We start from the raw sequence: 26,999 nt of genomic DNA on the forward strand, positions 1-26,999 counted from the left end.
CTCCCTGCCGCTCTCCCGCCGTCCTGACCGACGGCGCCGGGCCTCCGACTACAGTGGCCGGGTGCCCTTCCCTACTCTGCCATGCGGTGTGACCCTGCGTCTCCTGAGGGCTGAGGACGCGCCCGCCCTCGCCCGGGCGTACCGGGACAACCGGGAGCACCTCGCGCCGTGGGAGCCCCTGCGGGACGAACGCTTCTTCACCGAGGCGGGCCAGGCCGAGCAGATCGCGTCGCGGCTCGAAGCCGGGGCCGCCGGCACCGACCTGCCGTGGGTCCTGGAGGCGGAGGAGCGGATCGTGGGCACGATGACCCTCGCCGGCATCGTCCGCGGGCCGTTCCTCAGCGCGCACGTGGGGTACTGGGTGGCCGGGCGGCTGCAGGGTCGGGGCGTCTGCTCGGCCGCCCTGCAGGAGGTGCTGCGGCATGCCCGGGACGAGCTGGGACTGCACCGCATCCAGGCGTCCGTCCTGCCGCGCAACGCCGCCTCGACGGCGGTCCTGCGCGGGGCGGGCTTCACGCTCATCGGGACGGCGCCGTCCTATCTCAGGATCGCCGGGTCCTGGCAGGACCACCTGCTGTACCAGCGCATCCTGCACTGATCCCGGGTGGTCCCGCCGACACGCGAGGGCGTCAGAGCGCGCCGAGCGCCTGGGCGATCGGCACGGCGGACGCGGCGGCCCAGGCCTGCGGGCGGCACGACGCCGGGTAGGGCACCGGCTGCTCCACCTCGCCGGCCGTGTGCCCGGAGAAGAGTTCGGGCAGCCGCCAGTCGAAGCCCTCCGCGGCGTCGAGGAGGCCCCTCGCGAGGACCGCGGCCTCGTCCGCGAAGCCCGCCCGGAGCATCCCGCTGATGATCATGCCGGTGTCGTGGCTCCACACCGATCCCGCGTGGTACCGGGTGGGCCAGAAACCGCCGTTGGTCGTCGAGACGGTCCGGATGCCGAAGCCCGAGAACATCGTCGGGTCGAGCAGCCGCGCCACCACCACGGCTTCCTCCTCGGCGGTCAGGATCCCCGTGCCGAGGAGGTGGCCCATGTTGCTCGTCACGCCGTCGACGGCGCGCTTCTGAGCATCCAGGGCGATCGCGGGGTAGCGGCCGGTGGCGTCCGAGCACCAGAACGCCTCCCGGAAGCGCTCCGCCAGGGAGGCGGCGTAGCTGCGCCAGCTCTCCGCACCGGGGCGGCCGAACGCCTCGAGCAGCGCCGCTCCCCCGATGGCCGCCTCGTAGGCGTAGCCCTGGACCTCGCTGAGGGCGATCGGGCCCTCGGCGAGGGACCCGTCGTGCCAGCGGATGGAGTCACCGGAGTCCTTCCACCCCTGGTTGGCCAGCCCGTGCCCGCTCGTGTCGAGGTACTCGAGGAAGCCGTCGCCGTCGGAATCGCCGAAGTCCCGCAGCCACGTCAGCGCCTTCTCGAGCGGGTCGAGGAGGCGCCCGACGACGTCGTCGTCCAGGCCTGCACGCCACGCGTCGTGGAGCAGCATGATCCACAGCGGGGTGGCGTCGATGGTGCCGTAGTAGACCGGGGGAAGGGCGATCCCGGTGCCGTCCTCCTCGAACCGGAGCGTGCCCCGGCGTACCTCGTGGAGGATCTTGCCCGGCTGCTCGGCCGTCGAGGCGTCGCTGACGGTGCCCTGCCGGGAGGCGAGCGCGGTGAGCGTGGAGCCGGCGAGCTCCGTGGACACCGGGAGGAGCAGGCGGGCGGCGATCAGGGAGTCGCGGCCGAACATCGTGAAGAACCAGGGGGCTCCGGCCGCGAGGAACGTCGCTGCGGGCTGGTCGGCCGGCGCCATGCGGAGGCCGTTGAGGTCCGAGATGGAGTGCCGCAGCAACAGGTCGAGGCGGCGGTCGCCGACGGCCGGAGCCTCGAGGGGGGCCGTGGAGGGCGCCGTCATCGGGGCGCCGGTGTCCTGCAGGGCGAGGGACCACGCGATCTCCGCCGTCGATCCGGCGTCGACCGTGACCTGCCAGCGGAGCTCGATCCTGCCGTCCCCGAAGGAGACGGCGGCCGTGCCGGGATCGAGGAGGGCGGTGGTCTCGGCGTTGCGCCAGTTCCACTGCAGCGCGTCGATCGCCAGCGGCGTGCCGGATCCCTGACCGGATTTCACCTTCTCCATGGGGGTGCTGTCCGCGGCGAGGCTGCAGGCGAGCACCAGGGTGACCGGCTCGTCGAGGGCGGAGTCGATCCGCACCACCTCGCGGATCCCGTCAGCGGACGCCGTCCGGGTGCGCGTGAGCTGGACGAGCGGGTCCGCACCGGCGTTCTCGACCCGCACCATCGCCAGGAAATCCACCCGGCAGGCCGATCGCACCTGGGCGCTGACCCACTCCGGCTCGCTACCGTCCACCGTCAGCACGGCGCTGCTGATCACGCGGTCGTCGCCGCAGTGGATGCCCTGCGCGCCCGTCCCGCGGATCTGGCCGTGCGGGTCCGACCACGCCTGGATGGGCGCGCTGAAGACGCCGGTCAGATCGTGCAGGAAGGGCTGGAGGTGCGCCATCGGAGCTCCTAGTCGTTGGGCAGCCGTCTGCCCGCCAACGGGCTCCGACTGTTTGATCGATCAAATTACTTGTTGACACCACCCTATTTGAACGTTCATATTGTTGTAAACAGGCATCGGTGACCGGTGCCACACCCCGACGACGAGGAGGACCCATGACGAAGACCACCCTGGTCTCACTGGCGGATTCCCTCGGGGTGTCCCGGCAGACCATCTCGAACGTCATCAACGCCCCGCACCGGGTGAAGCCGGAGACCCGCGCCCGGGTGGAGGCCGCGATCTCCGCCAGCGGGTACCGCCCGAGTGCCGCGGCCCGCCAGCTGCGGACGCGCCGGTCGATGAACCTCGGCCTGCGCCTCATGCCCGTCCACGACGGCATCAACGGTTCCATCCTCGACCGCTTCCTGCACGCCCTGACGGAGACCGCGCAGCGCGACGGGTACCGGTTGACCCTGTTCTGCGCCGACTCCGACGCCGACGAGATCCACCAGTACGAGGAACTGCTCCAGGTCTCCGACATCGACGGGTTCGTCCTCACCGGCACCCACCACGGCGATCAGCGCACAGCCTGGCTCCTCGACCACGACGTCCCGTTCGCCGCCTTCGGCCGCCCCTGGAACGACGCCGAGGATCCGCGCCGGAGCAGGCACGCCTGGGTGGACGTCGATGGCGGCGCCGGGACGGCCGAGGCCACCGCCGCCTTCCTCGACGACGGCCACGCGTCCATCGGATTCCTCGGCTGGCCGGCCGGCTCGGGGGCCGGGGACGACCGCCGCGCCGGCTGGCAGCGCACCCTCGCCGCAGCCGGCGTCGCACCCGGCCGCATCCAGGAGCTCACGGCGTCCATCGACGACGGCGTGCAGACGGGCGCGGTCGCGGCCCGCCACCTGATCGCCGCGGGTGCGACGGCGATCGTCTGCGTCAGTGACTCCCTCGCACTCGGCGCCGCCATGGAGCTGCGCCGGGCCTTCCCCGGGGTGCCGGCGGCCGTGACCGGCTTCGACGACACCCCGGTGGCCGCCGCCGTAGGGCTGTCGAGCGTCGCCCAACCCATCGAGGCCGCCGCCCGCCACGCGGTCGCAGTCCTCACCCACCAGCTTGCGGAAACAACCACGGGAGGCGCCGGCGTCCCGGCGCCGGAGCAGCACCTGCTGCTCCCGGCGGCGCTCGTCCGGCGCACCCCGTATCCCCTCGACACCGGCATCCCCACCGCCGGCACCCCCTGATGGAACACCACCGACGAAGGACACAGACAATGATGACTGGCACTCCCCGCAACTCCCGGCGCCTCGCGGCCGCCACCCTCGTGGCCGTGAGCGCTCTGGCGCTGACCGCCTGCGGCGGGTCTGGCTTCTCCGAGGCCGGTGAGGGCTCGGGCGACCAGACCGAGGCCACCGATGCTCCCCTGACCGTCCTGATCGGATCTTCGGGGACCGCCGAGACGGACGCCGTGACCGAGGCGGTCTCCTCCTGGTCCGGCGAGTCGGGCATCGACGCGACCGTGAACGTCGCCTCCGATCTCCCGCAGCAGCTCAGCCAGGGCTTCGCCTCCGGCAACCCGGCCGACGTCTTCTACGTCTCCGCGGACTCCTTCGCGGGCTACGCGGCCAACGGATCGCTGGAACCCTACGCCGAGGACCTCCCCGGCAAGGACGACTTCTACCCGGCGCTGCGCGAGGCCTTCACCTACGAGGACACGCTCTACTGCGCACCGAAGGACTTCTCCACTCTGGCGCTCGTGATCAACGACGAACTGTGGGCCGCTGCAGGCCTCACCGAGGCGGACATCCCGACCACGTGGGACGAGCTCGCGGAGACCGCGGCGACCCTGACGAAGGGCGACACCGCGGGGCTGGCGTTCAGCCCCGAGTTCCAGCGCGTCGGCGCGTTCGCCGCCGCTGCCGGCGGTGGCCTCGTCACCGACGGCGAGGCAACGGCGAACTCCCCCGAGAACGTGGAGGCGCTCAGCTACGTGCAGAAGCTCCTGAACGACGGATCGGCCAGCTACTCCTCGGACCTCGGCGCCGGCTGGGGCGGCGAGGCCTTCGGCAAGGGGCAGGCCGCCATGGTCATCGAGGGCAACTGGATCGCGGGGGCCATGAGCGCCGACTACCCGGACGTCGAGTACACCGTCGCCGAACTGCCCGAGGGCCCGGCCGGCAAGGGCACTCTGCAGTTCACGAACTGCTGGGGCATCGCCGCCGACAGCGACAACGTCGAGGGCGCCCGGCAGCTCGTGGAGCAGCTGACCTCCGTGGACAGCCAGCTGGCGTTCTCGAAGGCCTTCGGCGTGATGCCCTCCGTGCAGTCGGCCGCCGACCAGTGGTCGGAGCAGTACCCCGACCTGGCGCCGTTCATCGCGGGCGGCGACTACGCCCAGAACGTCCCGGCCCAGCCCGGCGCCGTGGACGTCATCGCGGAACTCAACGCGCAGCTCGAGAGCCTGAAGACCGCCGACCCGCAGCAGCTGCTCGACGGCGTCCAGCCGGACCTCGAAGCAGTGATCGCCGACGCCCAGTAGGGCACCCTGAACCCCGCGGCAGCGCCCGGCCCGCAAGACGGGCGCTGCCGCGGTCCCATCCCCTGGCCAGGCCCTGACGGCCGGCCGCCCCGCTGCGAAGGAGCATTCCGGTGGCACGATCGATTCCCTCACCTCCCGGCGGCGGCACCGCCCGTCGCCGCACCACACGGGGGCGGCAGGGCCTGACCGGCTGGCTGTTCATCTCGCCCGTCGTCGTGATCCTCGGCCTCTTCCTCGTGGTCCCGGTCCTCATGGCCGCATGGGTGAGCGTGTCCGACTGGACCGGTCGCGGCAGCCCCGTCGGCGGGTCCGTCAGCTTCGTGGGCGGGCAGAACTACACCGCGATCCTCGACGGTGACGGCCTGGCCTCCCGCGACTTCGGGACGTCCATCCGCAACAACCTCTACTACGTCCTGCTGGTGGTGCCCCTCCAGACCGGGCTCAGCATGTTCCTCGCCGTCCTCGTGAACCGGCAGGTGCTGCGTGGCCGCGGCTTCTTCCGCACCGCGTTCTACTTCCCCTCGGTCACGAGCTCGGTCGCGATCACGGTCCTCTGGCTGTTCCTGTTCAGCTCCACCGGCGTCGTGAACCGCGTGCTCTCCTTCATCTCGGTCTCGGGACCGAACTGGTTCCAGGACCCGCGCGGCGTGATCCACGTGATCCTCGCGGCCGTCGGCATCCGGACCGCCCCCGAGGCCCTGACCGCGCCCGGCTTCCTCGGCGTCTCGGGATGGGAGTGGCTCGCCGGCCCGTCCGTGGCGATGAGCGCCTTCATCCTCATGGCGATCTTCACGACGTCCGGCACGTTCATGCTGCTGTTCATCGCGGCGCTGCAGAACATCAGCGGCGAGGTGCAGGAGGCGGCGATGGTCGACGGCGCCAACGGCTGGCAGCGCTTCTGGCAGGTGACCCTGCCCATGCTGCGCCCCACCCTGTTCACCGTGCTCACGCTGGGGCTGATCGGCTCCTGGCAGGTGTTCGACCAGATCTACACCGGCACGCAGGGCGGTCCCGCGAAGACCACGCTGACCCCGGCCTACCTGTCCTTCAGCACCGCCTTCAACAACCAGCGTTGGGGCGAGGGCGCGGCGATCGCGTTCATCCTGTTCGCCATCATCGTCACCCTCACGCTGCTGCAGCGCCTCGCGCTCCGCGAACGCGACGTCCCCCGCCGCCGCCGCATGGTGCCGGTGACGGCGTCGTCCACCGGTGCGCGCACCGCCTCCAGCAGCGCCCTGCCCGTCAAGGAGCCGAAGCCATGAGCCAGCTCGCCACCCGTCCCGCCGCGCCGACACCACCCCCGACGCCGGCGCCGTCCACCCGCCGCCGCAGGAAGGCCCCGAGTGTGGGACGCAGGGCCCTGGCCCTCTACCTGCTGCTGGCCCTCCTGGCCCTGATCTACATCTTCCCGTTCCTCATCCAGGTGTCGAGTTCCTTCAAGACGGAACCCGAGGCGGCCCAGAACCCCCTCGGCCTGATCCCGCAGAACTGGACCACCGCCGCCTACACGCAGCTCTTCGAATCGTCCGATTTCCCCACCTGGGCGAAGAACTCCTTCATCGTCACCCTCTTCGTGACCGCCGGGCGCGTGTTCTTCAACTCCCTCGCCGGCTACGCCCTGGCCCGCATCCCGTTCCGCGGACGGGGCCTGGTCTTCGCCCTCCTCGTGGCGGTCATGGCCGTGCCGGGCGTGGTGCTGCTCATCCCGAAGTTCCTCGTCATCAACCAGCTCGGCATCTACGACTCCTACGCCGGGATGGTGCTGCCGCTGCTCGCGGATGCCGCCGGGGTGTTCATCATGAAGAACTTCTTCGAGTCCATCCCCGCCAGCGTCGAGGAGCAGGCGCGGATCGACGGCGCCGGCACGTTCCGGACGTTCTGGTCCGTGGTCCTGCCGATGGCCCGCCCGGCCGTCATGACCATCGTCATCCTGTCCTTCCAGGGGTCCTGGAACGAGCTGAACCACTTCATCGTGTCCACACAGGATCCGGCCCTGACCACGCTGACGAAGGGCGTCGCCCAGCTCTCCTCGGGCCAGCTGAGCCAGGGCACGCAGTACCCGCTGAAGCTCGCGGCGGCTGCCCTGATGACCGTCCCGGTGGCGATCGTGTTCTTCGTCTTCCAGAAGCGGATCATGAACGCCTCGGCGGGGGCCGTCAAGGAATAGGCGGACCGACGGCCTCTGACGTCGCGCGGCGTCAGAGGCCTAGGATCGGCTCCTCGATCGGGGCCAGTAGCCCTCCACCTGGCTGACCGGCCGGACCGACGCCGCATCCGGGTTCTCTCCGTACTCCTTCTTGGCCCGGCGCTGCCGCAGCAGGTCCCAGCACTGGTCCAGGCTCTCCTCGATGCGGCGCAGGCGTCCCTCGTTCTCGTGACCCCGCATGCTGCCCGCCGCGCGCTCCCGGAGCCGGTGCTCCTCCTCCACGAGGGAGCGGATGGTGGACAGGATGTCCTGGTCGTCCATGCCGGGCCTCCTCATCGTGCCTGGGGGTACCGTACCCGGGAACGTCGGGCGGGGCTACAGGGCCGAGATGGTCCAGCCGGTCCGGTGCGTCCCTCCCGGCGCGAGGACGATCAGGTCCTCGCCGGTGTTGAAGGCGTCCGGCGGGCAGGTCATGGGTTCGACGGCGAGACCGAGCCGCGTGTTCTCCGGCTTCAGCGGCAGGTCCGCGGTATGGATCTGTGCCCAGGGGCAGGTGTCGTCCCAGACCATGGCGGTCCCGGTTCCCGAGGCCGGATCGGTGACGCGCACCGTGGCCAGGCCTGCATCACCGCGCTTCAGGTCCGTGAACGCATGGTCGATCTGCACGTCACCGAGGGCGTGGGCCGTCCGGAAGTCGAAGGGCGTCCCGGCCACGGGCTCCTTCGCCACGGGCAGCAGCCGGTCGGGCGTGACCGTCAGGACGGTGGCGGCGGGCAGATCGAGCACCCATTCATCGAGGGGAGACGGCCCGGCGACGAGGTAGGGGTGGGGGCAGACACCGTAGGGCGCCCGGCGCGATCCCGTGTTCAGGGCGGTGACGTCCGTCCGGAAGCCGGCGCCATCGACGCTGAATCGCGCGTGCAGCGCGACGGTGAAGGGGTACGCGTCCGTCGGCTCGATCGTGCACCCGAGCGTCACGGCGGACTCCGTGTGCTCCACGAGGGACCAGGGGATGTCGAACACGAGCCCGTGGAGAGCCGTGCCGCGCTCCGGTTCGTTGATTGGGAGTTCGAAGTCGGCGCCGTCGAACGAGTACTGCCCGTCGGCGATGCGGTTGGGCCACGGGGCGACGAAGGCGCCCCGGAAGTTGGGCATGTCCTCGTCGGCGCCGAAGCCGACCACGAGCGGGCGCCCCTCGTGGGTCAGCTCGCGGACGGCTGCACCGAGTCCGAGGACGACGGCCGTGTAGCCGCCGCCCTCGATCCTGTATTCGGAATGCTTCATGCGAGGGATACGGCCGTCCAGGACACGGGGGGAAGCGTGATGGTGACGGAGTCGCCGTCGATCGTCGCTGACGTGTTGGTCTTCATGGTCACGCGCTCGGGCTCCTCGAGGGTGTTCTTGGCATATACGTCCGTATCGTACAGCGACTCGGCGGTCATGGTGCTGAACCCGTCGAGCGCGGCGATGTCGATGGTCACGGTCGTCTCCTCGGTCTGCGAGCGGTTGACGAGGAACACGGCGGTGGCACCCGTCTCGTCGTCGTGCGTGGCCACGGCGTCCACGAGCGGCACGACGCCGTACTCGCCGGTCTCGTATGTCCCGGCGTCGAGCTTGAGTTCGAGCACCGACCCCTGGGCGAGCTTCGAGGTGATGGAGAAGGGGAAGAACGTGGTCTGACGCCAGGCCGGGCCGCCGGGCTCGGTCATGATCGGGGCGATCACGTTGACGAGCTGCGCCAGGGACGCCGAGGTGACCCTGTCCGCGTGCTTCAGCAGCGAGATCATCAGGTTGCCGAACACGACGGCGTCCGCGACCGAGTAGCAGTCCTCGAGCAGGCGCGGGGCCACGGGCCAGTTGTCGAGGCCCTCGATCTTGTCGACGTTCTCGAAGCGGCTGATGTACCAGACGTTCCACTCGTCGAAGGAGATGTTGATGGTCTTCGAGCTGCCGCGGACGGCCTTCACGTGGTCCGCGGTGGCGACGACGGATTCGATGAAGTGATCCATGTCGACGGCGGATGCGAGGAACGAGCCGAGGTCCCCGTTCTTCTCCTCGTAGTACGCGTGGCAGGAGATGTAGTCGACGACGTCGTACGTGTGCGAGAGCACCACGCGCTCCCACTCGCCGAAGGTCGGCATGTGGGCGCTGGACGAGCCGCAGGCCACGAGTTCGATGGAGGGATCCAGCTGGCGCATGGCCCGGGCCGTGATGGCCGCGAGCTTGCCGTAGTCCTCGGCGGACCGGTGGCCGAGCTGCCACGGGCCGTCCATCTCGTTGCCCAGGCACCAGATCTTGACGTCGAACGGGTCCGGACGGCCGTTGGCCATGCGCTGGTCGGCGAGAGCGGTGCCCTTGGGCAGGTTCGAGTACTCGAGGAGGTCGAGGGCCTCGGACGTCCCCCGCGTGCCGAGGTTCACGGCCAGCATGAGGTCGCTGTCGACCTTCCGCAGCCAGGACGCGAACTCGTGCATGCCCACCTGGTTGGTCTCGGTGGAGTGCCAGGCGAGGTCGAGGCGCGTGGGGCGCTCATCGCGCGGTCCCACGCTGTCCTCCCAGCGGAAGCCGGAGACGAAATTCCCCCCGGGGTAGCGGATGGTCGAGACGCCCATCTCCCTGACGAGTGCGATGACGTCCTCGCGGAAGCCCTCGTCGTCCGCGGTCGCGTGGCCGGGCTCGTAGATGCCGTCATAGACATGGCGGCCGAGATGTTCGACGAAGCCACCGAAGATGTTGCGGTTGATCCGCCCGACCGTGAAGGAGGGGTCGAGTGTGAGGCGTGCGTTATGCATCGAACTGCTTTCTGTTTCGGGTGGCGTCAGGTGGGGCGGCGTGCGGGCTACTTGAGCGAGCCCAGCGAGAGTCCGCCCTGCCAGTACTTCTGGAGGGAGAGGAACGCGATGATCAGCGGGATGATCGAGATGAAGGCGCCCGTGGTGATGAGGTTCCACAGCGCCTCGCCGCCGCTGCCGGCGTTGGAGAGGGCTTGCCAGCCGTTGAGGCCCACCGTCACGGGGAGCAGCAGCGGGTCGCTGAGGACGGCGAGCGGGAGGAAGAAGTTGTTCCAGGTCCCGACGACCGACAGCAGGAGCACGGTCACGATGGCCGGGCGCAGCAGCGGCAGGGCGATCTGGAAGAACGTGCGGATCTCCCCGGCCCCGTCGATCCGTGCTGCGTCGAGGAGTTCGTCCGGCACGGCCTCCTGGGCGAAGACCCTCATCAGGTAGACGCCGAAGGGGCTCAGGAGCGAGGGCAGGATGACGGCCCAGATGGTGTTGACGAGCCCGACCGAGCTCAGGAGGACGAAGGTCGGGATGACGAGCGCCGTCAGGGGCACCATGACCGCTCCGAGCAGGATGCCGAAGAAGGCGGCCCGTCCGCGGAAGTTGTACTTCGCGAAGCCGTAGCCGGCGAGGACCGCCAGGATGGTGGCGCCGACACCGCCGGAGATCGCATAGAGGAACGAGTTGCCGAGCCAGCGCCAGTAGATGCCGTCCTGACGCTCGAACAGGCCCTGCAGGTTGCTGAAGAAGTGGAATTCGTCGTCGAACCAGAGCGGTCCGCCTGATCCACCGAACAGTCCTGCGGTGTCCTTGGTGCTCGCGACCGTCAGCCACCAGAGGGGGGTGATGAAGTAGATGACGAGGATCAGCAGGAAGATGTGGGAGCCGATGCGAGGACCGCCGTTACGGGCCCGGTTCCGTGATGCGGAGCCGCGGCCCTTCCGGCCGTCCCGCCGCTGGAGGGTGTCTGTGACGAGTGCCATGGCTTATTTCAGTCCGCTCTGCTTGCGGGTCAGGAAGAGGAAGATGAAGGAGAAGACGAACACGACGATGCCGAGGGCGAACGAGATGGCCGACGCGTAGTTGAACTGGCTATAGGAGAACGCCAGCGTGAACGCATACATGTTCGGCGTGTACGAGACCGGGATGGCTCCCTGTGCCACTCCCTTGAGGACCTGAGGTTCGGTGAAGAACTGCAGGGTGCCGATCAGGGCGAAGATGACCACCATGACCAGGGAGGAGGAGATCATCGGGACCTTGATACGGAGGGCGATCTGCCGGTCGGAGGCGCCGTCGAGTACGGCCGCCTCGTAGATCCCGGGGTCGATGCCCCTCAGGGCGGCGTAGATGATGATCATGTAGTAGCCGGCCCACTGCCAGGTGACGATGTTCACCAGGCTGCCGAAGATGTTGTCCTGTGCCAGGAATTCCGGTGCCGCCAGTCCGAAGATGCTGAAGATGGAACTGGCAGGACCGAACCGCGGGCTGTAGAGGAAGCCCCACATCAGGGCGCCGATGACAACAGGGACGGCGTAGGGGATGAAGATCATCAGGCGTGAGAACTTGGAGGCCCAGGTGGCCAGGTTGTCGAGGACGAGTGCCGCGACGAGGGCCACGAGCATCTGCGCCGGGATCATGATCAGGGCGAACTTCGCCACCGTGCCGAGTCCCTGGAGGAAGATCGGGTCGGAGAACGCCTTGAGGTAGTTGTCCGCCCCGACGAACTTGGTGCCGGTCGCGAGGGTGCTGGTGAACAGGCTCATCCTGAAGGCGTAGACCAGGGGAAGGATGAGGAAGGTCAGGAAGATGAGGGCGAAGGGCGCCACGAACAGCCAGCCCCAGCGCTGCTTGCGCCGGTAGTTCCTGTCGGGGCGGTGCCTGGCCTGCTGGGGTGCGGGAGCCGGCTGGGACGACGTCGGCGCAGTGGTCGTGGCCATGATGGTCTTTCCTCGGGCTGGTTCGGATAGCGCGGCGAAGGGAGGTGCCGGGATCGGGAGGGTGCCGGCGGACCGGCACCCTCCCCGCCGGGCTACTTGACGGTGAAGCCCTGCTCGGTGGCGTACTGCTCGAGGGATGCCTGGAGGTCGTCGAGCGCCTGGCCGGCATCTTTCTCCCCCTGCACCATCGCGTAGAGCTGCTCGGTGAGCTGGTCGTAGGCGTAGTTCTGGAAGGGGCTGAAGGTCGCGCCCTCGTAGCCCGCCGCCGCCTCGAGGAAGACGTCCTTGTTGATCTGCTGGCCGCCGAAGAACTCGTACTCCTTGTCGGCGAACGCCGCCGAGTCGAGCACCGGCGCGTAGGACGGGAAGAGGGCCCCCTTGTCCACACCGAGATTCATTCCTTCCTCGTTGCCGAAGATCCCCATGGCCACCTTGGCCGCCAGTTCCTTGTCCTTGGCCTGCTCGGTCACGGCGAAGGTGGAACCGCCCCAGTTCACCTGGACGGGGTTCGCCGCGTCCCACTGCGGGAGCGGAGCCGCACGCCAGACGGCGTCGGGGTCGGCGTCGGACAGCCCCTGCAGATACCCCGGTCCCCATGCGGCAGCGAGGTAGACGGCGTAGGAACCGTCGACGAGCTTGGTGTTGTAGTCGGCCGTGAAGGCGTCATCGGTCGCGACGAGGCCGTCCTTCACGAGTCCGTCCCAGTACTCGAGGACCTTCTTGGCGCCGTCGTCGTTCACGTTGATGCCGATCTCCTGCGGGCTCGCGGAGTCGTATTCGAACGGGACCGATCCGGCCTGGGCGAAGAGCGCCTGGTTGAAGGCACGGCCGTTGGTCGGGAAGTCGCCGATGACGGCGCCGTCGCCGGACTCCTTGAGCTTCCGGGCCGCTGCCTCGAACTCCTCCCAGGTGGTCGGCACCTCGATGCCTGCCGCATCGAAGAGGTCCTGGCGGTAGAGCATGCCCATCGGTCCGCCGTCGACCGGGATGGCGTAGACGGCGTCGCCGCTGCTCGCGTCCTCCCAGGCGCCCTCCGCGTAGTCCGCCTCGACGTCGTCAGCGCCGAACTCGGTGAGATCCACGAGGGAATCGCGGATGGTGAAGCTGGAGAGGACCTCCGATTCGAGCTGGATGACGTCGGGGGCGCCCGAACCGGACTCGATCGATGTCGAGAACTTGGTGTACTCGTCGTTGCCCTGGCCCGCGTTGGTCCAGCAGATCTGGACGTCGTCGTTGGTGTTGTTGAACTGGTCGACGACCTCGTCGAAGGCCGGGTACCAGGCCCAGACGGTCACCTGGGGGGCATCGGCGTTGACGATGGTGTTCGTGCAGGACGCAGCCTCCGAGCTACCTCCGCTGTCGCTCCCTGCGGAGCAGCCTGTCAGTGCGACGGCAGTGGCGGCGACGATGCCGGCCGATGCCAGGAAATTGGCTTTCATATCTCTTGCTTCCTCTCGCGGTGGCGGTCCACCGTGGTCCGCCCGGGCGTCCGGGCCAGGTGCTGCAGGGAGGAGGATCACCGGGGTACCGGATGCTGTACCCGCTCGAATCTTCCTTGATCCGGGTCCGTCCTCCGGCAGCCCCGCCCAGCTGGGGAGGCGGTTGCAAGGGTGTCGGTCCGTCATTTACATCGTTGTAGGTAAACGATGTAGAAATCATGCGGAGTGGTGACCGTCACTGTCAAGCATCAGGCCGGAAAAGATCTCGACGCAGTCAAGGGGACGGCGCGGAGGACTCCCGCTCGATGACCTGGAACCGCGCCTCGAACTCGCGCGGCGGGACGTCTCCGGCGCTGCCCGAGATGCGTTCCTGCAGCACCCGCACGGCGGTATCGGCGATCTCGTCCCTGCCCGGGTCGATGGTCGAGAGCGTCGGCAGCGAGTACCTGCCCTCGTCCAGGTCGTCAAAGCCGATCACCGCGACGTCCTCGGGGATCCGGCGGCCCGCCTCCTGCATGACACGCATGGCCCCGAGGGCCAGCGTGTCGTTCAGGCCGAACACCGCGTCGAACTCGACACCGGACGCGAGCATCTCCCGCATGGACGTGGCGCCGTTCGAGCGATGCCACAGGGTCGTGTACCCCAGGAGCCGAGGGTCGAACGGGACGCCGGCCTCCTCGAGCGCCTGCCGGTACCCCCGCAGGCGCAGGCCGGCGGAGCCGATCACCTCGCCCTCGTGCGCACCGATGACGGCGATGCGCCGTCGTCCCCGGGACAGCAGGTGCGCGGTGGCGGCCTGTGCCGACTCGACGTTGCTCATGGTGACATGGTCGGTGGGCCCGCCGAAGATCCGCTCCCCGAGCAGCACGAGCGGGAAGTTCACGTTCAGGTACTCCGCGTCCTCGTTGGACATGCCCAGCGGGCTGAACAGCAGCCCGTCCGTCATCTGCAACCGGGGACCGGACAGGATCTCGAGCTCACGCGAGCGGTCGCCGCCGGTCTGCTCGATCAGGACCTTCAGCCCCCGTCGCTCCGCGGCCTTGATGGTGGAGTCGGCCAGTTCCGCGAAGTAGCTCAGCGAGAGTTCGGGGACGGCGAGCCCGATGACCCCGGTCCGCCCCGAACGCAGGCTCCGGGCGGAGAGGTTGGGGCTGTACCCGAGGTCGGAGATGGCGTCCATGACGCGCTGCTTGGTGTCGGGACGGATGTGCTCGTAGTCGTTGATGACATTGGAGACGGTCTTGATCGAGACGCCGGCCGCCAGCGCGACGTCCTTCAGTGTGGCCGCCATGCCGCTCCCCGGGTCCCGTCGTGATGCCCTGCACGTCACGCGTGAGGTGATTCTACAACGTTGTAGTATGGGCGGGCACCCTCTCCGCACGTGCCGCCGCAGCCTCGGGTTCCGCCGCCGCGACACCGCCAGACAAGGACCACCATGCTCGAAGAAGACGTACGGGACAGGCTCAACTGGGCGGGCAACTACGAGTACCGGGCGCAGACGATCGAGCACCCCACCTCCCTCGCCGACCTCCAGCGTGCCGTGGCAGGAGCCAGTCGGGTCCGGGCCCTCGGCTCGCGCCACTCCTTCAACGACATCGCGGACAGCCCGGGGACCCTCGTCTGCCTGGACGTGCTCGACCCCGGGGTGCTGATCGACGAGGACGCGCTCACCGTCACCGTGGCGGCGGGCGTGCGGTACGGCGTCCTCGCCGAGCACCTGCAGCGGCGCGGCTTCGCCCTGCACAATCTCGCCTCCCTGCCCCACATCTCGGTCGGCGGCGCCATCGCCACCGCCACCCACGGTTCCGGGGATGCGAACGGCAACCTCGCCACCGCCGTCGTCGGACTGGAGCTCGTGACAGCCTCCGGCGACGTCCTGGCCCTGGCCGCGGGCGACGACGACTTCCCCGGCGCCGTCGTGGGCCTCGGCGCCCTCGGTGTCGTCCACCGGGTGACCCTGCGCATCGAGCCGACCTTCGACGTGCGGCAGGACGTGTTCACGGACATTCCGTGGGACGCGGTCCTCGCGGACTACGACGCCGCCACGTCCGCCGCGTACAGCGTCAGCCTGTTCACGGACTGGTCGGGCGACACCATCGGCCAGGCGTGGCTGAAGAGCCGCGTCGACGGCGGGAGTTCCGCGCCGCACGCGTTCTACGGCGGGACGCCGGCGGACCGGGCCCACCATCCGGTCCCCGGGGTGGCCGCGGACCACTGCACGCAGCAGCTCGGCGTCCCGGGACCGTGGTCGGACCGGCTGGCCCACTTCCGGCTCGCGTTCACGCCCAGCAACGGGGACGAGCTGCAGACCGAGTACCTGGTGGGCCGCGAGCACGCGGTCGAGGCCATCCAGGCGGTGCGGGACCTCGCGCCGAGGATCGCGCCGCTGCTGCTGGTCTCGGAGGTGCGCTCCATGGCGGCGGACGAGCTGTGGCTCAGCAGCAACTACCGCCGCGACGGGATCGGCCTGCACTTCACCTGGAAGCCGCTGCAGGCGGAGGTGGAAGCCCTGCTGCCGGAGCTCGAGGCGGCACTGCTCCCCCTCGGGGCCCGCCCGCACTGGGGCAAGCTCTTCGCCGCGGACGCCGCGCAGCTCGCACCGCTCTACCCGCGCTTCGAGGACTTCCGGGCCCTGGCTGGTCGCCTGGATCCCGCCGGGAAGTTCCGCAACGCGTTCCTGGACCGCACGGTCTTCGGGGCGTAGGAGGACGCCGGCCTCAGTGCCGGCGCGTCAGCCACTTCCAGTGCGCGAGGGTGCGCAGGCGGATGAGCAGGGCACGGGACTGCTCCGGGCCGTACGGCAGGATCGGGATGGCCTTGGTCATGTCCACCGAGGCCTCGTCCATGGCCACCCGGGTCACCCGGATGGCACTGCGCATCGTGTTCATCTGCGTGACGACGTCCTGGACGGCCACCGGCTCGCCATGACCGGGCACGAACACGTCGTAGAGGTCCTCGAGGGCGGCCATCTTGCCGAGCGTGCGCACCCAGTCCACGGGGAACGCGTCCTCGAAGACCGGATCGGACCCCGCCTCCAGCAGATCCCCCGTGAACAGGACGTTGCCGGCGCCCACGAGCAGATCGTGGTCGGTGTGACCGCTGCCGAGATGGAAGAGCGTCACCGACAGCCCGCCCAGGTCGAGGTCCACGGGCTTGCCCTCCACCAGCCGGTTCGCGGGGAGGATCCGGGTGTGCTCGCCGTCGCCCGCACCCATCGCCGGCTCGACGGCGAGCACCAGGACCCGCTGCTCCTCGCCCTTCTCCGCCTGCACGGCGCTGCACCGCGATGTCGCCCAGAACTCCTCGACGCCGTGGGCCGCGAAGTAGTCGTTGCCGAAGTAGTGGCTAGCATGGGCGTGGGTGTTCACGACGACGAGCGGCAGGCCGGTGACGGCCCGCACGTGCGCGTACACCTCCGCCGCGCCGAGCGGTCCCGCACCCGTATCAACGACCAGCGCCTGCTCGGAGCCGACGACGAGCCCCACGTTCATCCGGAAGCGCGCGGTCCGGAGCACGTAGATGCCCGGTCCGAGCTCCCGCCACGGGCTGGAGGTCTGGGGGCTGGGGACGTCGGTGGTCATGGGGTCCTCTCTGACGGCAGGAGCTCCAGTCTAGGTCCGGCACGCTCCGGCATCCTGAAGACCGGCAGCGCGATGTTGATCATCGGCCCGATGAGCAGGGCGAAGGCGACGGTGCCGGCGCCGACCGAGCCGCCCAGCGACCACCCGAGCAGCAGCACGGTGCCCTCGATGGCCGTGCGGACGAGCCAGATCGGCAGCCCGAAGCGGGTATGGAGTCCGGTCATGAGGCCGTCGCGGGGGCCGGGACCGAGGCGGGCACCGATGTAGAGGCCGCTGGCCACCGCCAGCAGCACGAGCCCGCCGGTGAACAGCAGGATCCGCGCCCACAGCTGGCCGGGCTCCCCGATCAGCGCGAGCCCGATCTCCGCGCTGGGACCCACGAGCAGGACGTTCAGGACCGTACCGACGCCCGGGCGCTGGCGCAGCGGGATCCAGAGCAGCAGGACGATCACGCCGATGATGATGGTCATCGTGCCGAACGGGATGCCGGTCCGCAGCGATCCGCCCTGGCCCAGGACGTCCCACGGCGACACCCCGAGCGTGGCCCGGATCATCATGGCGAGCGAGAAACCGTAGAGGAAGAGGCCGAGAAGGAGCTGCAGCCCGCGCCGGGCGCCGAGGAACGTCATGGTCCCAGTACAACCGGGGAGGGGACGGACGGCAAGACGGCCTCGTGCCGGCACGCGCGTGGCGCCCGGATCAGGCCCCGACCCGCGCTCCGAGGTAATCGGCGAGGTACGGCGCCGTCGCGCTGGCGTCCGGCGCGAGGCCGGCGATGTCCGCGGGCGTCCCGGCGGCCACGATCCTGCCGCCGGCCGAACCTCCCCCGGGGCCGAGGTCGATGACCCAGTCCGCAGCCGCCACGACGGCCATCGTGTGTTCGACGACGACCACCGTGTTGCCCGCCCCGACCAGCTTCCGCAGCTGCGCGAGGAGCAGCACCACGTCCGCGGGATGCAGGCCCGTGGTGGGCTCGTCCAGCAGGTAGAGGGTGTGGCCGCGCCGTGCCCGCTGCAGTTCGGTGGCCAGCTTGATGCGCTGGGCCTCTCCCCCGGAGAGTTCCGTGGCCGGCTGCCCCAGGCGGAGGTAGCCCAGGCCCACCTCCTGCAGGGTGGCGAGCGAGCGGTCGGCGGCGGGGATGCCGCCGAGGAAGGAGGAGGCGTCGTCGACCGTCATCCGGAGGACGTCCGCGATGGTGCGTCCCTCCAGCGTGACCTCGAGGGTCTCCTCGTTGTAGCGGGACCCGGCGCAGGCCGGGCAGGGGCCGTAGCTCCCGGGCAGGAACAGGAGTTCCACCGCGACGAAGCCCTCGCCCTGGCAGGTCTCGCAGCGTCCGCCCGGCACGTTGAAGGAGAACCGGCCGGCGCCGAACCCGCGGGACCGCGCGGCGGGCGTCGCGGCGAAGGCCTTCCGGACGGCGTCGAACAGTCCCGTGTAGGTCGCGAGGTTGGAGCGCGGTGTCCGCCCGATGGGTTTCTGGTCCACGCTGACCAGACGGTCGAAGGCCTCGAGCCCGCTGATGCCGGCCACCGGGGAGCCGGGCTCCGCCTCGGAGGCCGCGCCGTCGTCGACCGGTTCGGCGTCGGCGGGGGTGTCGTCGCGGACGTGTGCACCCACGGCCTCGGCGAGGACCGTGCTGACGAGCGTGGACTTCCCCGAGCCGGACACGCCCGTCACGGCGGTCAGCACGCCCACGGGGATGGCGGCGTCGAGCCCCTGGAGGTTGTGGCGGCGGATGCCCTCGAGGCGGAGCCAGGCCGAGGGCTCCCGGGCGGCGCCGTCCACCGGTACCGGCGTGGTCCGGGCGAGGAACGGTGCCGTGAGGGAGGCCGGCACGTCCACGAGTCCGTCGGCGGGGCCGCTGTAGATGATGCCGCCCCCGCCCTCCCCGGCGAGCGGGCCGACGTCGACGATCCAGTCCGAGCGGCGGACGACGTCCATGTTGTGTTCGACGACGAACACCGAGTTCCCGGCGTCCTTCAGGGCCTCCAGGACGGCCAGGAGCGGTTCGACGTCGGCGGGGTGCAGGCCGGCGGAGGGCTCGTCGAGCACGTAGACGACACCGAACAGTCCGGACCGGAGCTGCGTGGCGATGCGCAGCCGCTGCATCTCGCCGGGCGAGAGCGTGGGGGTGGCGCGGCCCAGGCTCAGGTAGCCGAGCCCGAGGTCCACGAGGACGTCGAGCCGCTGGACGAGGTCGCGGCTGATGGTGACGGAGACCTCCGTCCCCTCCCCCGAGGTCCACGACCCGTGGGCGGCGACCGGGTGTTCCAGCGTGGCCGCCGGCCCGAGGTGCACGGCGAGGTCCGCGAGCGGCAGGGCGTTGGCCTCCGCGATCGACAGCCCGGCGAAGGTCACGGCGAGCGCCTCCGGGCGCAGGCCGCTCCCGCCGCACACCCCGCACGGGCCGGACTCCATGAAGGGCAGCACGCGGTCACGCATCTGCTGGCTCTTGGAGTCGCGGAGGGTGTGCATCACGTAGCTCTTCGCGCTCCAGAAGCGTCCCTTGTAGGGCTTGGCCACGCGGTCGCGCTGCGGGGTGACCTCGACGACGGGCTGCTCCTCGGTGAACAGCAGCCAGTCCCGCGCCTGCTGCGGCAGCTTCCGCCAGGGCACGTCGATGTCGTGGCCCAGCTCGCTGACGACGTCGCGGAGGTTCTTGCCCTGCCAGGCGCCCGGCCAGGCGGCGATGGCACCCTCGCGGATGGTCAGGTCAGGGTCGGGGACCAGCGTGTCCTCGGTGACGTCCCGGGCGATGCCCAGCCCGTGGCAGCGCGGACACGCTCCCGCCGCGGTGTTGGGTGAGAAAGCGTCGGATTCCAGGCGTTCGACGGCGTCCGCAGGGTAGGTGCCCGCCCGCGAGTAGAGCATGCGGGCCGAGTTGGAGAGGGTGGTGAGCGTCCCGACGGTCGAGCGGACGCTCGGCGTGCCCCGCCGCTGCTGGAGGGCCACGGCGGGAGGGAGACCGGTGATCGAGCCGACGTGCGGCGAGTGCCCCTGCTGGATGAGCCTCCGGGCGTACGGCGCCACCGATTCCAGGTAGCGGCGCTGCGCCTCGGCGTAGATGGTCCCGAACGCCAGGGAGGACTTGCCCGAGCCGGAGACCCCGGTGAAGGCGACGACGGCGTCGCGCGGCACGTCGACGTCGACGCCCCGCAGGTTGTTCTCGCTCGCGCCACGGACGCTGACGAAACCGTCCCGGGCCGTGGCGGTGTGGGCAGGGGCGTTGGATTCGATCACCACCCCAACCCTACGGTTCCCCGACGGGCACGAAGGACCGACGGTTGGGGCGCGGCCGTCGTCTCCGGGGAGTTGACAGCCGGAGGACCCTAGGGGCCCTGGGGCTCCTCCGATGGCTCGGGCGGCTCAGGCGGCTCCGGTTGCTCCTGAACTCCAGCGGCGGACCGCGCCGGCCGGCGCTTCTGCACCGCGTAGTGGTGCCCGAGGGAGTCCGTGTGGATCTCGATGGAGCGCAGGGCGCTCTCGGACTGTTCCTCGGCGGCGTCGTGGCGGTGCACCACCGGCGTGCTCCCGTCGGAGCGCGCCGCCGGTCCGAAGAAGATCCGGGCGGTGGTGTCGAGCCCGTCGAAAAAGGAGCGGTGGTGGCCCTCCGGGTGCGGCAGTGGCTCCTGGTCCGTCCCGGCGTCGGCCGTCGATGCCGGGCCGGCCTGCTTCTGCGTCCTGTGAATGCGGCGGATCTTCATCATGCACCTGATTCATCGTGGGGTGCATATTCTACTCCGCCCCCGCTCCTACAGGTCCGCCAGCATCCCGCCCGGATTCTCGATCGCGTCCGCGACGAACCGCAGGAAACCGCCCGCGGTGCCGCCGTCGCACACGCGGTGGTCGAAGGCGAGCGTCAGCTCGGTCACCTTGCGGACAGCGAGCCGACCGTCCACGACCCACGGGCGGTCGATGATCCGGCCCATCCCGAGGATCGCCGATTCCGGGTAGTTGATGATGGCCGCACTGCCGTCCACCCCGAACACCCCGTAGTTGTTCAGGGTGAAGGTTCCGGAGGCCAGGTCCGACGGCGTGGCCTTCCCCTCACGGGCCAGGGCGGCGAGGCGGCGGATCTCGGCATCGAGTCCGCGGGCGGACAGTGTGTCGGCCCGCCGGACGCTGGGCACCACGAGGCCGCGGTCCGTCTGCGCCGCGATCCCGAGGTTCACGCCGTCCACCCGCACGAGCTCCTGGACGCCGTCGTCGCCGGTCACGATCCGGCTGTTCAGCTCCGGGTAGCGGTCCAAACCGGCCACGACGAACCGTGCCACGAAGGCCAGCAGGCCGGGCACTGCGTCCGGCGTCCGGCGCTTCATCTCCTCGCGCAGGTCCACGAGGGCGGTGGCGTCGACGTCGACCCAGACCGTCGCCTCGGGGATCTCGCGCCGGCTGCGGGTCATCGCGTCGGCGATCGTCCGCCGGACACCCCGCAGCGGTGTCCGCTCGAGGACCGCGAGCCCGGAGCGGGGATCGAGCGTCGCGGCCGCGATTCCGGGCGTCGCGCCGGGGATGACGTCGGCGGGAGCCTCGAGGTCCGACGACGACGCCGCGGCGATCGCCTGCTCCACGTCGCGGCGGAGGATCAGCCCCTGCTCCCCCGACCCGTGGAGGTCGGCGAGGCGGACGCCGTTGTCCCGCGCGAGCTTCCGGACCAGGGGCGAGACGCACGTGGGCGCCGCGGCGGACGGTGCGCTCGTTCCGGCGGTCGCAACCGGTGCCGCTCCCCCGTCGGTCGCCGTGGCCTGAGCACCTGATGTCGCGGCGGGAGAGGCCGGCGCTGCGGCGGGCGTGGTCGGCGCCGCCGTCGTCCGGGTGGCCGTCGTCGGGGCCGGAGCCGATGCAGCGGGGACGGGCACCGCGCCCTTGCGCGGCCGGGTGCGGCCACCGGCGAGACCACCGGGCGTGCCGTAGCCGATCAGCACGTTCCCCGAGCCTCCACCGGCCGTCGGGGACCCCCCGGTGGCGGCGGCCGGGACACCGGCCTCCTCGCGGAGTTCCGCGGCGGCGGCGGCGATCCCGGCGTCGATGCCTGAACCGCCGGCACTGTCGGCTGTCGGTCCTGCACCCTCCGGTTCTGCACTCTCCTGTCCTGCACCTGCAGGAGCGGTGCCCGCAGCTTCACCGCCCTCGGGCCGGACGGAGAGGAACGGCGCACCGACGTCGAGTACCTGGCCGGGCCGGCCGTGCAGGACGGCGACGGTCCCGGCGAAGGGCGAGGGGACCTCGACCACCGACTTGGCGGTCTCGACCTCCGCGATGGGCTGGTCGACGGCCACGGTGTCCCCCTCGGCGACGAGCCAGGACACCAGCTCGGCCTCGGTCAGGCCCTCTCCGAGGTCGGGGAGGGCGAACACCTGGAGCCCGGATTCGACGGCGGGTGCACTCATGTCAGTCCTCCCACTGCAGGGCGTCCACGGCGTCGAGGATGCGGTCGACGCTGGGCAGGTAGAAATGTTCGAGCTTCGGCGAGGGGTACGGGATGTCGAAGCCGGTCACGCGGAGCACGGGGGCCGCGAGGGAGTGGAAGCAGCGCTCCTGCACGCGGGCCACGATCTCCGACGCCACGGACGCGAAGCCCGGCGCCTCCGCGACGACGACGGCACGGCCGGTCCGGCGGACGCTGGCGCAGACGGTCTCGTCGTCGAACGGCACGATGGAGCGGAGGTCGATGACCTCGATGGACCGGCCCTCCTCGGCGGCCGCCGCGGCCGCCGCGAGCGCCGTCGGCACGGACGGCCCGTAGCTGATGAGGGTCGCGTCGGTCCCGGGGCGGCCGACGACGGCCTTGCCGATGCGTCGGGGCGCCTGCCCGGCCTCGAAGGTCCGGCGCAGCTCCGCGAGGTCCAGCTCCTCCTTCGACCAGTACAGCTTCTTCGGTTCGAGGAACACCACGGGGTCCGGGGAGGCGATGGCCTCGCGCAGCATGAAGTAGGCGTCGCGGACGGTTGCCGGGGCCAGGACCGTCAGCCCGGGGGTGTGCGCGTAGTAGGCCTCGGAGGAATCGCAGTGGTGTTCCACGCCGCCGATGCCGCCGGCGTACGGGATCCGGATGACCAGGGGCAGCCGGACCGTGCCCCTGGTGCGGTTCGGCATCTTCGCGACGTGGCTGACCACCTGCTCGAAGGCCGGGTAGGCGAAGGCGTCGAACTGCATCTCGACGACGGGTTTCATGCCGTTCATCGCCATGCCGATGGCCATGCCCATGATGCCGGCCTCGGCGAGCGGGGTGTCGAAGCAGCGCTGCTCCCCGAAGCGGGCCGTCAGGCCGTCCGTGATGCGGAAGACGCCGCCGAGCGTCCCGACGTCCTCGCCGAACATCAGCACGGAGGCATCGGCCGCCATGGAGTCCGCGAGGGCTGCGTTGAGGGCCTTGGCGAAGGTGGACGTCGACCCGCCTCCCGGCGCCGGAGCGTCGTCGGTTCGGACGTCCGCGCCGCCGGCGGGTGCCTCCGTGGTCTGCGTCATCGTCCGCCCGCCTTCGTCTCTGCCGCGGGGGTGCCGGCGGCGTCGCGCGCCAGCTCCTCGCGGAGCTGCTCGGCCTGCTCGCGGAGCTGCGTCGTCTTCTCGGTGTACACGTACTCGAACAGTTCTGCCGGGTTCACAGTGACCTCCGTGTTGAGTCCCTTCCGGATGTCGGCGGCGATCGCGTCCGCCTCGTCGGCGAAGGACTGCTCCTTCTCGTCCGTCAGCAGGTCCAGGGAGCGCAGGTAGGTGCGCATGCGCGTGATCGGGTCCTTCGGCACCCAGCGCCGGACGTCGTCGGCGGACCGGTAGCGGGTGGCGTCGTCCGCGTTGGTGTGGGCCTGCATCCGGTACGTGTGGGCTTCGACGAGGCTGGGGCCGCCGCCGTCGCGGGCCCTCCGGACGGCGCTTCCGAGCACCGCGAGGAGCGCGGCGAGGTCGTTGCCGTCCACGCGCTCGCCGGGCATGCCGTACCCGATGGCCTTGTGGGCGAGAGACGGCGCGACGCTCTGGTTCCTGAGCGGCACGGAGATGGCGAACTCGTTGTTCTGGACGAAGAACACGACGGGCACGTGGAAGACGGCGGCGAAGTTCAGGGCCTCGTGGAAGTCGCCCTCGCTGGTCGCGCCGTCGCCGCACATGGCGAGGACCACGGTGTCCTCGCCGCGCAGCTTGGCCGCGTGGGCGACGCCGACGGCGTGGAGGAGCTGCGTGGCCAGCGGCGTGGCCTGGGTGGCGACGCGGTGCTCGTGCGGGTCGTAGCCGCTGTGCCAGTCGCCGCGGAGCAGCGTGAGGACCTGGAGCGGGTCGACGCCGCGCGTGATGACCGCGACCGTGTCCCGGTAGGTCGGGAAGAGCCAGTCCTGGGCGTCCAGGACCGCGGCGGCGGCGACCTGGCAGGCCTCCTGCCCGTGGGAGGAGGGGTACACGGCCATCCGGCCCTGCCGGACGAGGGCGTTGGCCTGGTCGTTGATGCGGCGGCCGGCGACGAGCCGCCCGTAGGCCTCCAGCAGCACTTCGCCGTCGGGGAGCAGGTAGCGCTCGTCGGTGGAGTGGCGTCCGTCCGGGTCCACCAGCTGCACGGGCTCGGCCGACGGCAGCAGGGCGCCCTCCGGCGTCGCGCCGCCGTCGTGCGCTCCGCCGGCGGCTGTCCCGCCGAGCAGGCCACCGCGGCCCTCATTCGTTGCCGTACTCATTCCGCCTCCATCACCAGCCGCTGCAGCGGCAGTCCATTCCCGGCGCGGAGCGGTAGCTCCGGCACTGGATGCTGTGTGAGACCAGTATGGACAGCGGGCATCTTTTGTATCCACGGACTCGACGAAGTGTAGATTTTTTCTTGGGAAGGGGGCTATTCTATGGACGAATTGGCAGTGTGAGCTGGATTACGCAAAGGAACGTGGACACGTGGTGGACGGGGTGCTCGACGACGTCGATCGGAAGATCCTCGCCGAACTGACGCGGGACGGCCGGCAGTCCGTGACCTCCGTGGCGGAGCGCGTACACATTTCGCGCGCGCATGCCTACTCCCGTATCGCGAAGCTCACGGAGGACGGCGTACTGACGCGGTTCACGGCGATCATCGACCCGGCGAAGGCCGGCCTCCGGTCCTCCGCCTATGTGACCCTCAAGGTACGGCAGCACTCCTGGCGGGAGCTCCGCGACAGGCTGCGCAGCGTTCCGGAGATCCACCACATCGCGCTGGTCGGGGGTGACTTCGACGTCATCCTCCTGGTGCGGGCGGAGGACAACGTGGGGCTGCGGCGGGTGATCTTCGACCAGCTGCAGTCGATGCCGGGCGTCCTGGACACGCAGACGTTCCTGGTCTTCGAGGACCTCGACACGCGCTGAGGCCGCGCGGTTGCACCGTCTCCCTACTGTCGCCGTCCTCTCCGGATCCGCGTGCCCCTGGGCGTCGAGAGCACTGCCTCGGGCGCCGCGTCCCCTCCCGGCACAGCCCCGGATTCACGCCGCGGCACGGTCATGGCGGCGACCTCCGTGAGCCGGGGATTGAGGTGGTCATCGCCGTCCACCGTTCCCGAGTGCCACGACAGCGTGAGCCCGTCCGCGGTGTCCTCGAGCGACGCGAGATTGTTGTCGAACCAGGGCCCCCTGATGTTCTGCCAGCGGAACGGTGGGTCGGGGACCTTCACGGAGCGCGCCACGAGGGCTCCGAGAGGGGCGGCCACGGTGTAGGAGAGGATGGCGGTGGAGGAGCGCAGGAGCCGCGGCAGCGGATTGCGGATCGGGGAGCAGACCGCCTGGAGTATCCGGCTGCCCGACGTCCTGTCCACCTCCGCGACGTACGAGAAGTGGACGTCACCCGACAGGAAGGTCACCGTCTCCGGTGCCGGCCCACGGTTGCCGTCCGCCACGTCCATGGCCATGAGGGCCACGGCGCGGAAGCTGTTCTGGAAGGCGGCCCAGTGTTCGAGGTCCATGCCTTGCCGCAGCTTCTCACCCAGCCGTGCGCCCCGCGCGCCCCACGCACCCTGGGCGAGGGCCTCGTCCCACGACTCGATGTGATGGAGCCCCAGCGGCAGGAGGAACGGCAGCGAGGTTCCCACCAGCAGGTGCCGGAATCCGCCCACCATCCGGTCATCCAGCCACGCCGTCTCCTCCTCGCTGAGCAGGGCCCGCGCATCGGGCGTCAGCACGCGGGACACGCGGGAGTCGACCACGATCAGGCGCGTGTCGTCGAAGTCGCGGCAGTAGCTCCAGCGGTAGCTGGCCGGGTCCTTGTCCGCCCGATCGGCGAAGGTGTCGAGCTCCTCGCTCAGGTCGAGCTCGGCGTCGTCGTGGTGGTCGACGATCCGCTGCCAGAGGCGGTCCTCGGCGCGCTGCTCCGGTGACAGGTTGCCGAGGTGCTGGTACACCCAGTACGACGCCAGACCCGCGACGATCCGTTCCTGCCACCAGGAGGTGGCCTCCATCTCCTGCTTCCAGGAGGTGGAGGCGTTCCAGTCGTCGCGGATGTCGTGGTCGTCGAAGATCATGGCGCTGGGAAGGGTGGACAGCAACCATCGGTTGGCGCTGTCGGACCAGGCCAGCTTGTACAGGTGGGCGTACTCCTCGTAGTCCTTGAGCTCGGTACCGGGGTCCTCCTCGATGTCCCTCCGCGCGCGGATGAACTGCTGCATCTCCTCGCTGGTGGAATCGGCGTACACCTGGTCGCCGAGGAAGAGAATCAGGTCCGGCCGCGGGGGACTGTCGCCCTTCATCCGGTCGAGCGCGTACGCACGCATGGCGTCGACGCCATGCGTGCGATTGCCCTCCTCGGTGTGGGGGACGCTCGTGCGGCAGGACCCGAAGGCCAACCGCAGGGGCTTCCCGGGGGTGCGTGTCGCAATGCTCGACGGCGGGACGTCGGGATCCGATCGCGGGTCCGGCCAGGCCCGGTGTCCGTCGATCTCCACCGTGTAGGCGGTGACGCTTGCCGGCGCGAGGCCGTCCACCTCGACGAGCGCGTAATGGTGCCCGTGCACCGCGAAGGTGCGTGCTTCCCAGGATCGTCGGGCGGCCCGGACGACGACGCGCGCCGCGGCGCCGACCTCCACCCAGATACTTGCCGAGGTTTCGTCGACATACCGCAGCATGGGGCCAAGGACCAAGGGAGCTGGTGTCATACGTAT

General features: G+C 70.3%; 23 protein-coding genes. 7 read left to right on the forward strand and 16 right to left on the reverse strand.

Annotated features, from left to right (window positions below; translation table 11 throughout):
- Positions 1-61: 61 nt before the first annotated feature.
- Complete coding sequence (locus tag C4K88_RS10020) at positions 62-598, forward strand: GNAT family N-acetyltransferase (protein ID WP_104121490.1); 537 nt, start codon at positions 62-64, stop codon at positions 596-598.
- 31 nt (positions 599-629) lie between these two features.
- Here C4K88_RS10020 and C4K88_RS10025 read toward each other — a convergent pair whose 3' ends face one another.
- On the reverse strand, positions 630-2,498 hold the full coding sequence (locus C4K88_RS10025) for a glycogen debranching N-terminal domain-containing protein (RefSeq protein ID WP_104121491.1): 1,869 nt from the start codon (positions 2,496-2,498) through the stop codon (positions 630-632).
- Between the two features lie 155 nt (positions 2,499-2,653).
- On the opposite strand from C4K88_RS10025, the gene C4K88_RS10030 reads away from it, so the two are divergent.
- From C4K88_RS10030 to C4K88_RS10045, 4 genes are all read left to right on the forward strand, one after another.
- Positions 2,654-3,724 (forward strand): LacI family DNA-binding transcriptional regulator, encoded by a 1,071-nt coding sequence (locus C4K88_RS10030; RefSeq protein ID WP_104121492.1) that lies wholly within the window; start codon positions 2,654-2,656, stop codon positions 3,722-3,724.
- A gap of 32 nt (positions 3,725-3,756) precedes the next feature.
- Positions 3,757-5,019: a sugar ABC transporter substrate-binding protein gene (locus C4K88_RS10035; protein ID WP_104121744.1), complete on the forward strand. Its 1,263-nt coding sequence runs from the start codon at positions 3,757-3,759 to the stop codon at positions 5,017-5,019.
- A gap of 110 nt (positions 5,020-5,129) precedes the next feature.
- Positions 5,130-6,281, forward strand: a complete 1,152-nt coding sequence (locus C4K88_RS10040; protein WP_438502344.1) for a carbohydrate ABC transporter permease — start codon at positions 5,130-5,132, stop codon at positions 6,279-6,281.
- On the forward strand, positions 6,278-7,186 hold the full coding sequence (locus C4K88_RS10045; protein WP_104121493.1) for a carbohydrate ABC transporter permease: 909 nt from the start codon (positions 6,278-6,280) through the stop codon (positions 7,184-7,186). Before C4K88_RS10040 ends, C4K88_RS10045 begins: the two co-directional genes overlap by 4 nt.
- A gap of 39 nt (positions 7,187-7,225) precedes the next feature.
- On the opposite strand, the gene C4K88_RS10050 is transcribed toward C4K88_RS10045, so the two are convergent.
- From C4K88_RS10050 to C4K88_RS10080, 7 genes are all read right to left on the reverse strand, one after another.
- Positions 7,226-7,486 (reverse strand): DUF2630 family protein, encoded by a 261-nt coding sequence (locus C4K88_RS10050; RefSeq protein WP_104121494.1) that lies wholly within the window; start codon positions 7,484-7,486, stop codon positions 7,226-7,228.
- A 54-nt stretch (positions 7,487-7,540) separates the two neighbouring features.
- A complete protein-coding gene (locus C4K88_RS10055) occupies positions 7,541-8,449 on the reverse strand; it encodes an aldose 1-epimerase family protein (protein WP_104121495.1) in 909 nt (302 codons plus the stop codon).
- The gene (gene arfA, locus C4K88_RS10060) at positions 8,446-9,957 is read right to left on the reverse strand and encodes an arabinosylfuranosidase ArfA (protein ID WP_104121496.1); all 1,512 of its coding nucleotides are present in this window, start codon (positions 9,955-9,957) and stop codon (positions 8,446-8,448) included. Before arfA ends, C4K88_RS10055 begins: the two co-directional genes overlap by 4 nt.
- Positions 9,958-10,004: 47 nt before the next feature.
- Positions 10,005-10,931 carry a carbohydrate ABC transporter permease gene (locus C4K88_RS10065; protein WP_104121497.1) on the reverse strand — a complete coding sequence of 309 codons (927 nt, stop codon included), beginning with the start codon at positions 10,929-10,931 and terminating at the stop codon, positions 10,005-10,007.
- A 3-nt stretch (positions 10,932-10,934) separates the two neighbouring features.
- Positions 10,935-11,885, reverse strand: a complete 951-nt coding sequence (locus C4K88_RS10070; RefSeq protein WP_104121498.1) for a carbohydrate ABC transporter permease — start codon at positions 11,883-11,885, stop codon at positions 10,935-10,937.
- 92 nt (positions 11,886-11,977) lie between these two features.
- Positions 11,978-13,324: an ABC transporter substrate-binding protein gene (locus tag C4K88_RS10075; protein ID WP_167399019.1), complete on the reverse strand. Its 1,347-nt coding sequence runs from the start codon at positions 13,322-13,324 to the stop codon at positions 11,978-11,980.
- A 274-nt stretch (positions 13,325-13,598) separates the two neighbouring features.
- Positions 13,599-14,615: a LacI family DNA-binding transcriptional regulator gene (locus C4K88_RS10080; RefSeq protein WP_104121500.1), complete on the reverse strand. Its 1,017-nt coding sequence runs from the start codon at positions 14,613-14,615 to the stop codon at positions 13,599-13,601.
- Between the two features lie 144 nt (positions 14,616-14,759).
- Here C4K88_RS10080 and C4K88_RS10085 point away from each other — a divergent pair, with 144 nt between their 5' ends.
- The gene (locus C4K88_RS10085; RefSeq protein WP_104121501.1) at positions 14,760-16,028 is read left to right on the forward strand and encodes an FAD-binding protein; all 1,269 of its coding nucleotides are present in this window, start codon (positions 14,760-14,762) and stop codon (positions 16,026-16,028) included.
- Positions 16,029-16,041: 13 nt separating this feature from the next.
- On the opposite strand, the gene C4K88_RS10090 is transcribed toward C4K88_RS10085, so the two are convergent.
- The 7 genes from C4K88_RS10090 to pdhA form a co-directional block, all read right to left on the reverse strand.
- Entirely contained in the window at positions 16,042-16,905 is an 864-nt protein-coding gene (locus C4K88_RS10090) for an MBL fold metallo-hydrolase (RefSeq protein WP_104121502.1), read from the reverse strand.
- Complete coding sequence (yczE, locus tag C4K88_RS10095; RefSeq protein WP_104121503.1) at positions 16,902-17,534, reverse strand: membrane protein YczE; 633 nt, start codon at positions 17,532-17,534, stop codon at positions 16,902-16,904. Before yczE ends, C4K88_RS10090 begins: the two co-directional genes overlap by 4 nt.
- Before the next feature lie 70 nt (positions 17,535-17,604).
- Positions 17,605-20,145: an excinuclease ABC subunit UvrA gene (locus C4K88_RS10100; RefSeq protein WP_241521825.1), complete on the reverse strand. Its 2,541-nt coding sequence runs from the start codon at positions 20,143-20,145 to the stop codon at positions 17,605-17,607.
- Between the two features lie 89 nt (positions 20,146-20,234).
- Positions 20,235-20,612 (reverse strand): hypothetical protein, encoded by a 378-nt coding sequence (locus tag C4K88_RS17880; protein WP_104121505.1) that lies wholly within the window; start codon positions 20,610-20,612, stop codon positions 20,235-20,237.
- A gap of 45 nt (positions 20,613-20,657) precedes the next feature.
- Positions 20,658-22,295 (reverse strand): dihydrolipoamide acetyltransferase family protein, encoded by a 1,638-nt coding sequence (locus C4K88_RS10110; RefSeq protein WP_104121506.1) that lies wholly within the window; start codon positions 22,293-22,295, stop codon positions 20,658-20,660.
- A 1-nt stretch (position 22,296) separates the two neighbouring features.
- Positions 22,297-23,373 carry an alpha-ketoacid dehydrogenase subunit beta gene (locus C4K88_RS10115; RefSeq protein ID WP_104121507.1) on the reverse strand — a complete coding sequence of 359 codons (1,077 nt, stop codon included), beginning with the start codon at positions 23,371-23,373 and terminating at the stop codon, positions 22,297-22,299.
- A complete protein-coding gene (pdhA, locus tag C4K88_RS10120; protein WP_104121508.1) occupies positions 23,370-24,566 on the reverse strand; it encodes a pyruvate dehydrogenase (acetyl-transferring) E1 component subunit alpha in 1,197 nt (398 codons plus the stop codon). The genes C4K88_RS10115 and pdhA overlap by 4 nt, the downstream gene beginning before the upstream one ends.
- Before the next feature lie 208 nt (positions 24,567-24,774).
- On the opposite strand from pdhA, the gene C4K88_RS10125 reads away from it, so the two are divergent.
- Complete coding sequence (locus C4K88_RS10125; protein ID WP_043441957.1) at positions 24,775-25,218, forward strand: Lrp/AsnC family transcriptional regulator; 444 nt, start codon at positions 24,775-24,777, stop codon at positions 25,216-25,218.
- A gap of 23 nt (positions 25,219-25,241) precedes the next feature.
- On the opposite strand, the gene C4K88_RS10130 is transcribed toward C4K88_RS10125, so the two are convergent.
- Positions 25,242-26,993 (reverse strand): alkaline phosphatase D family protein, encoded by a 1,752-nt coding sequence (locus tag C4K88_RS10130; protein WP_104121509.1) that lies wholly within the window; start codon positions 26,991-26,993, stop codon positions 25,242-25,244.
- Between the last annotated feature and the right edge of the window lie 6 nt (positions 26,994-26,999).

The sequence above is a fragment of the Arthrobacter pityocampae genome (genome assembly GCF_002927275.1).
Taxonomy (GTDB): Bacteria; Actinomycetota; Actinomycetes; order Actinomycetales; family Micrococcaceae; genus Arthrobacter_D; species Arthrobacter_D pityocampae.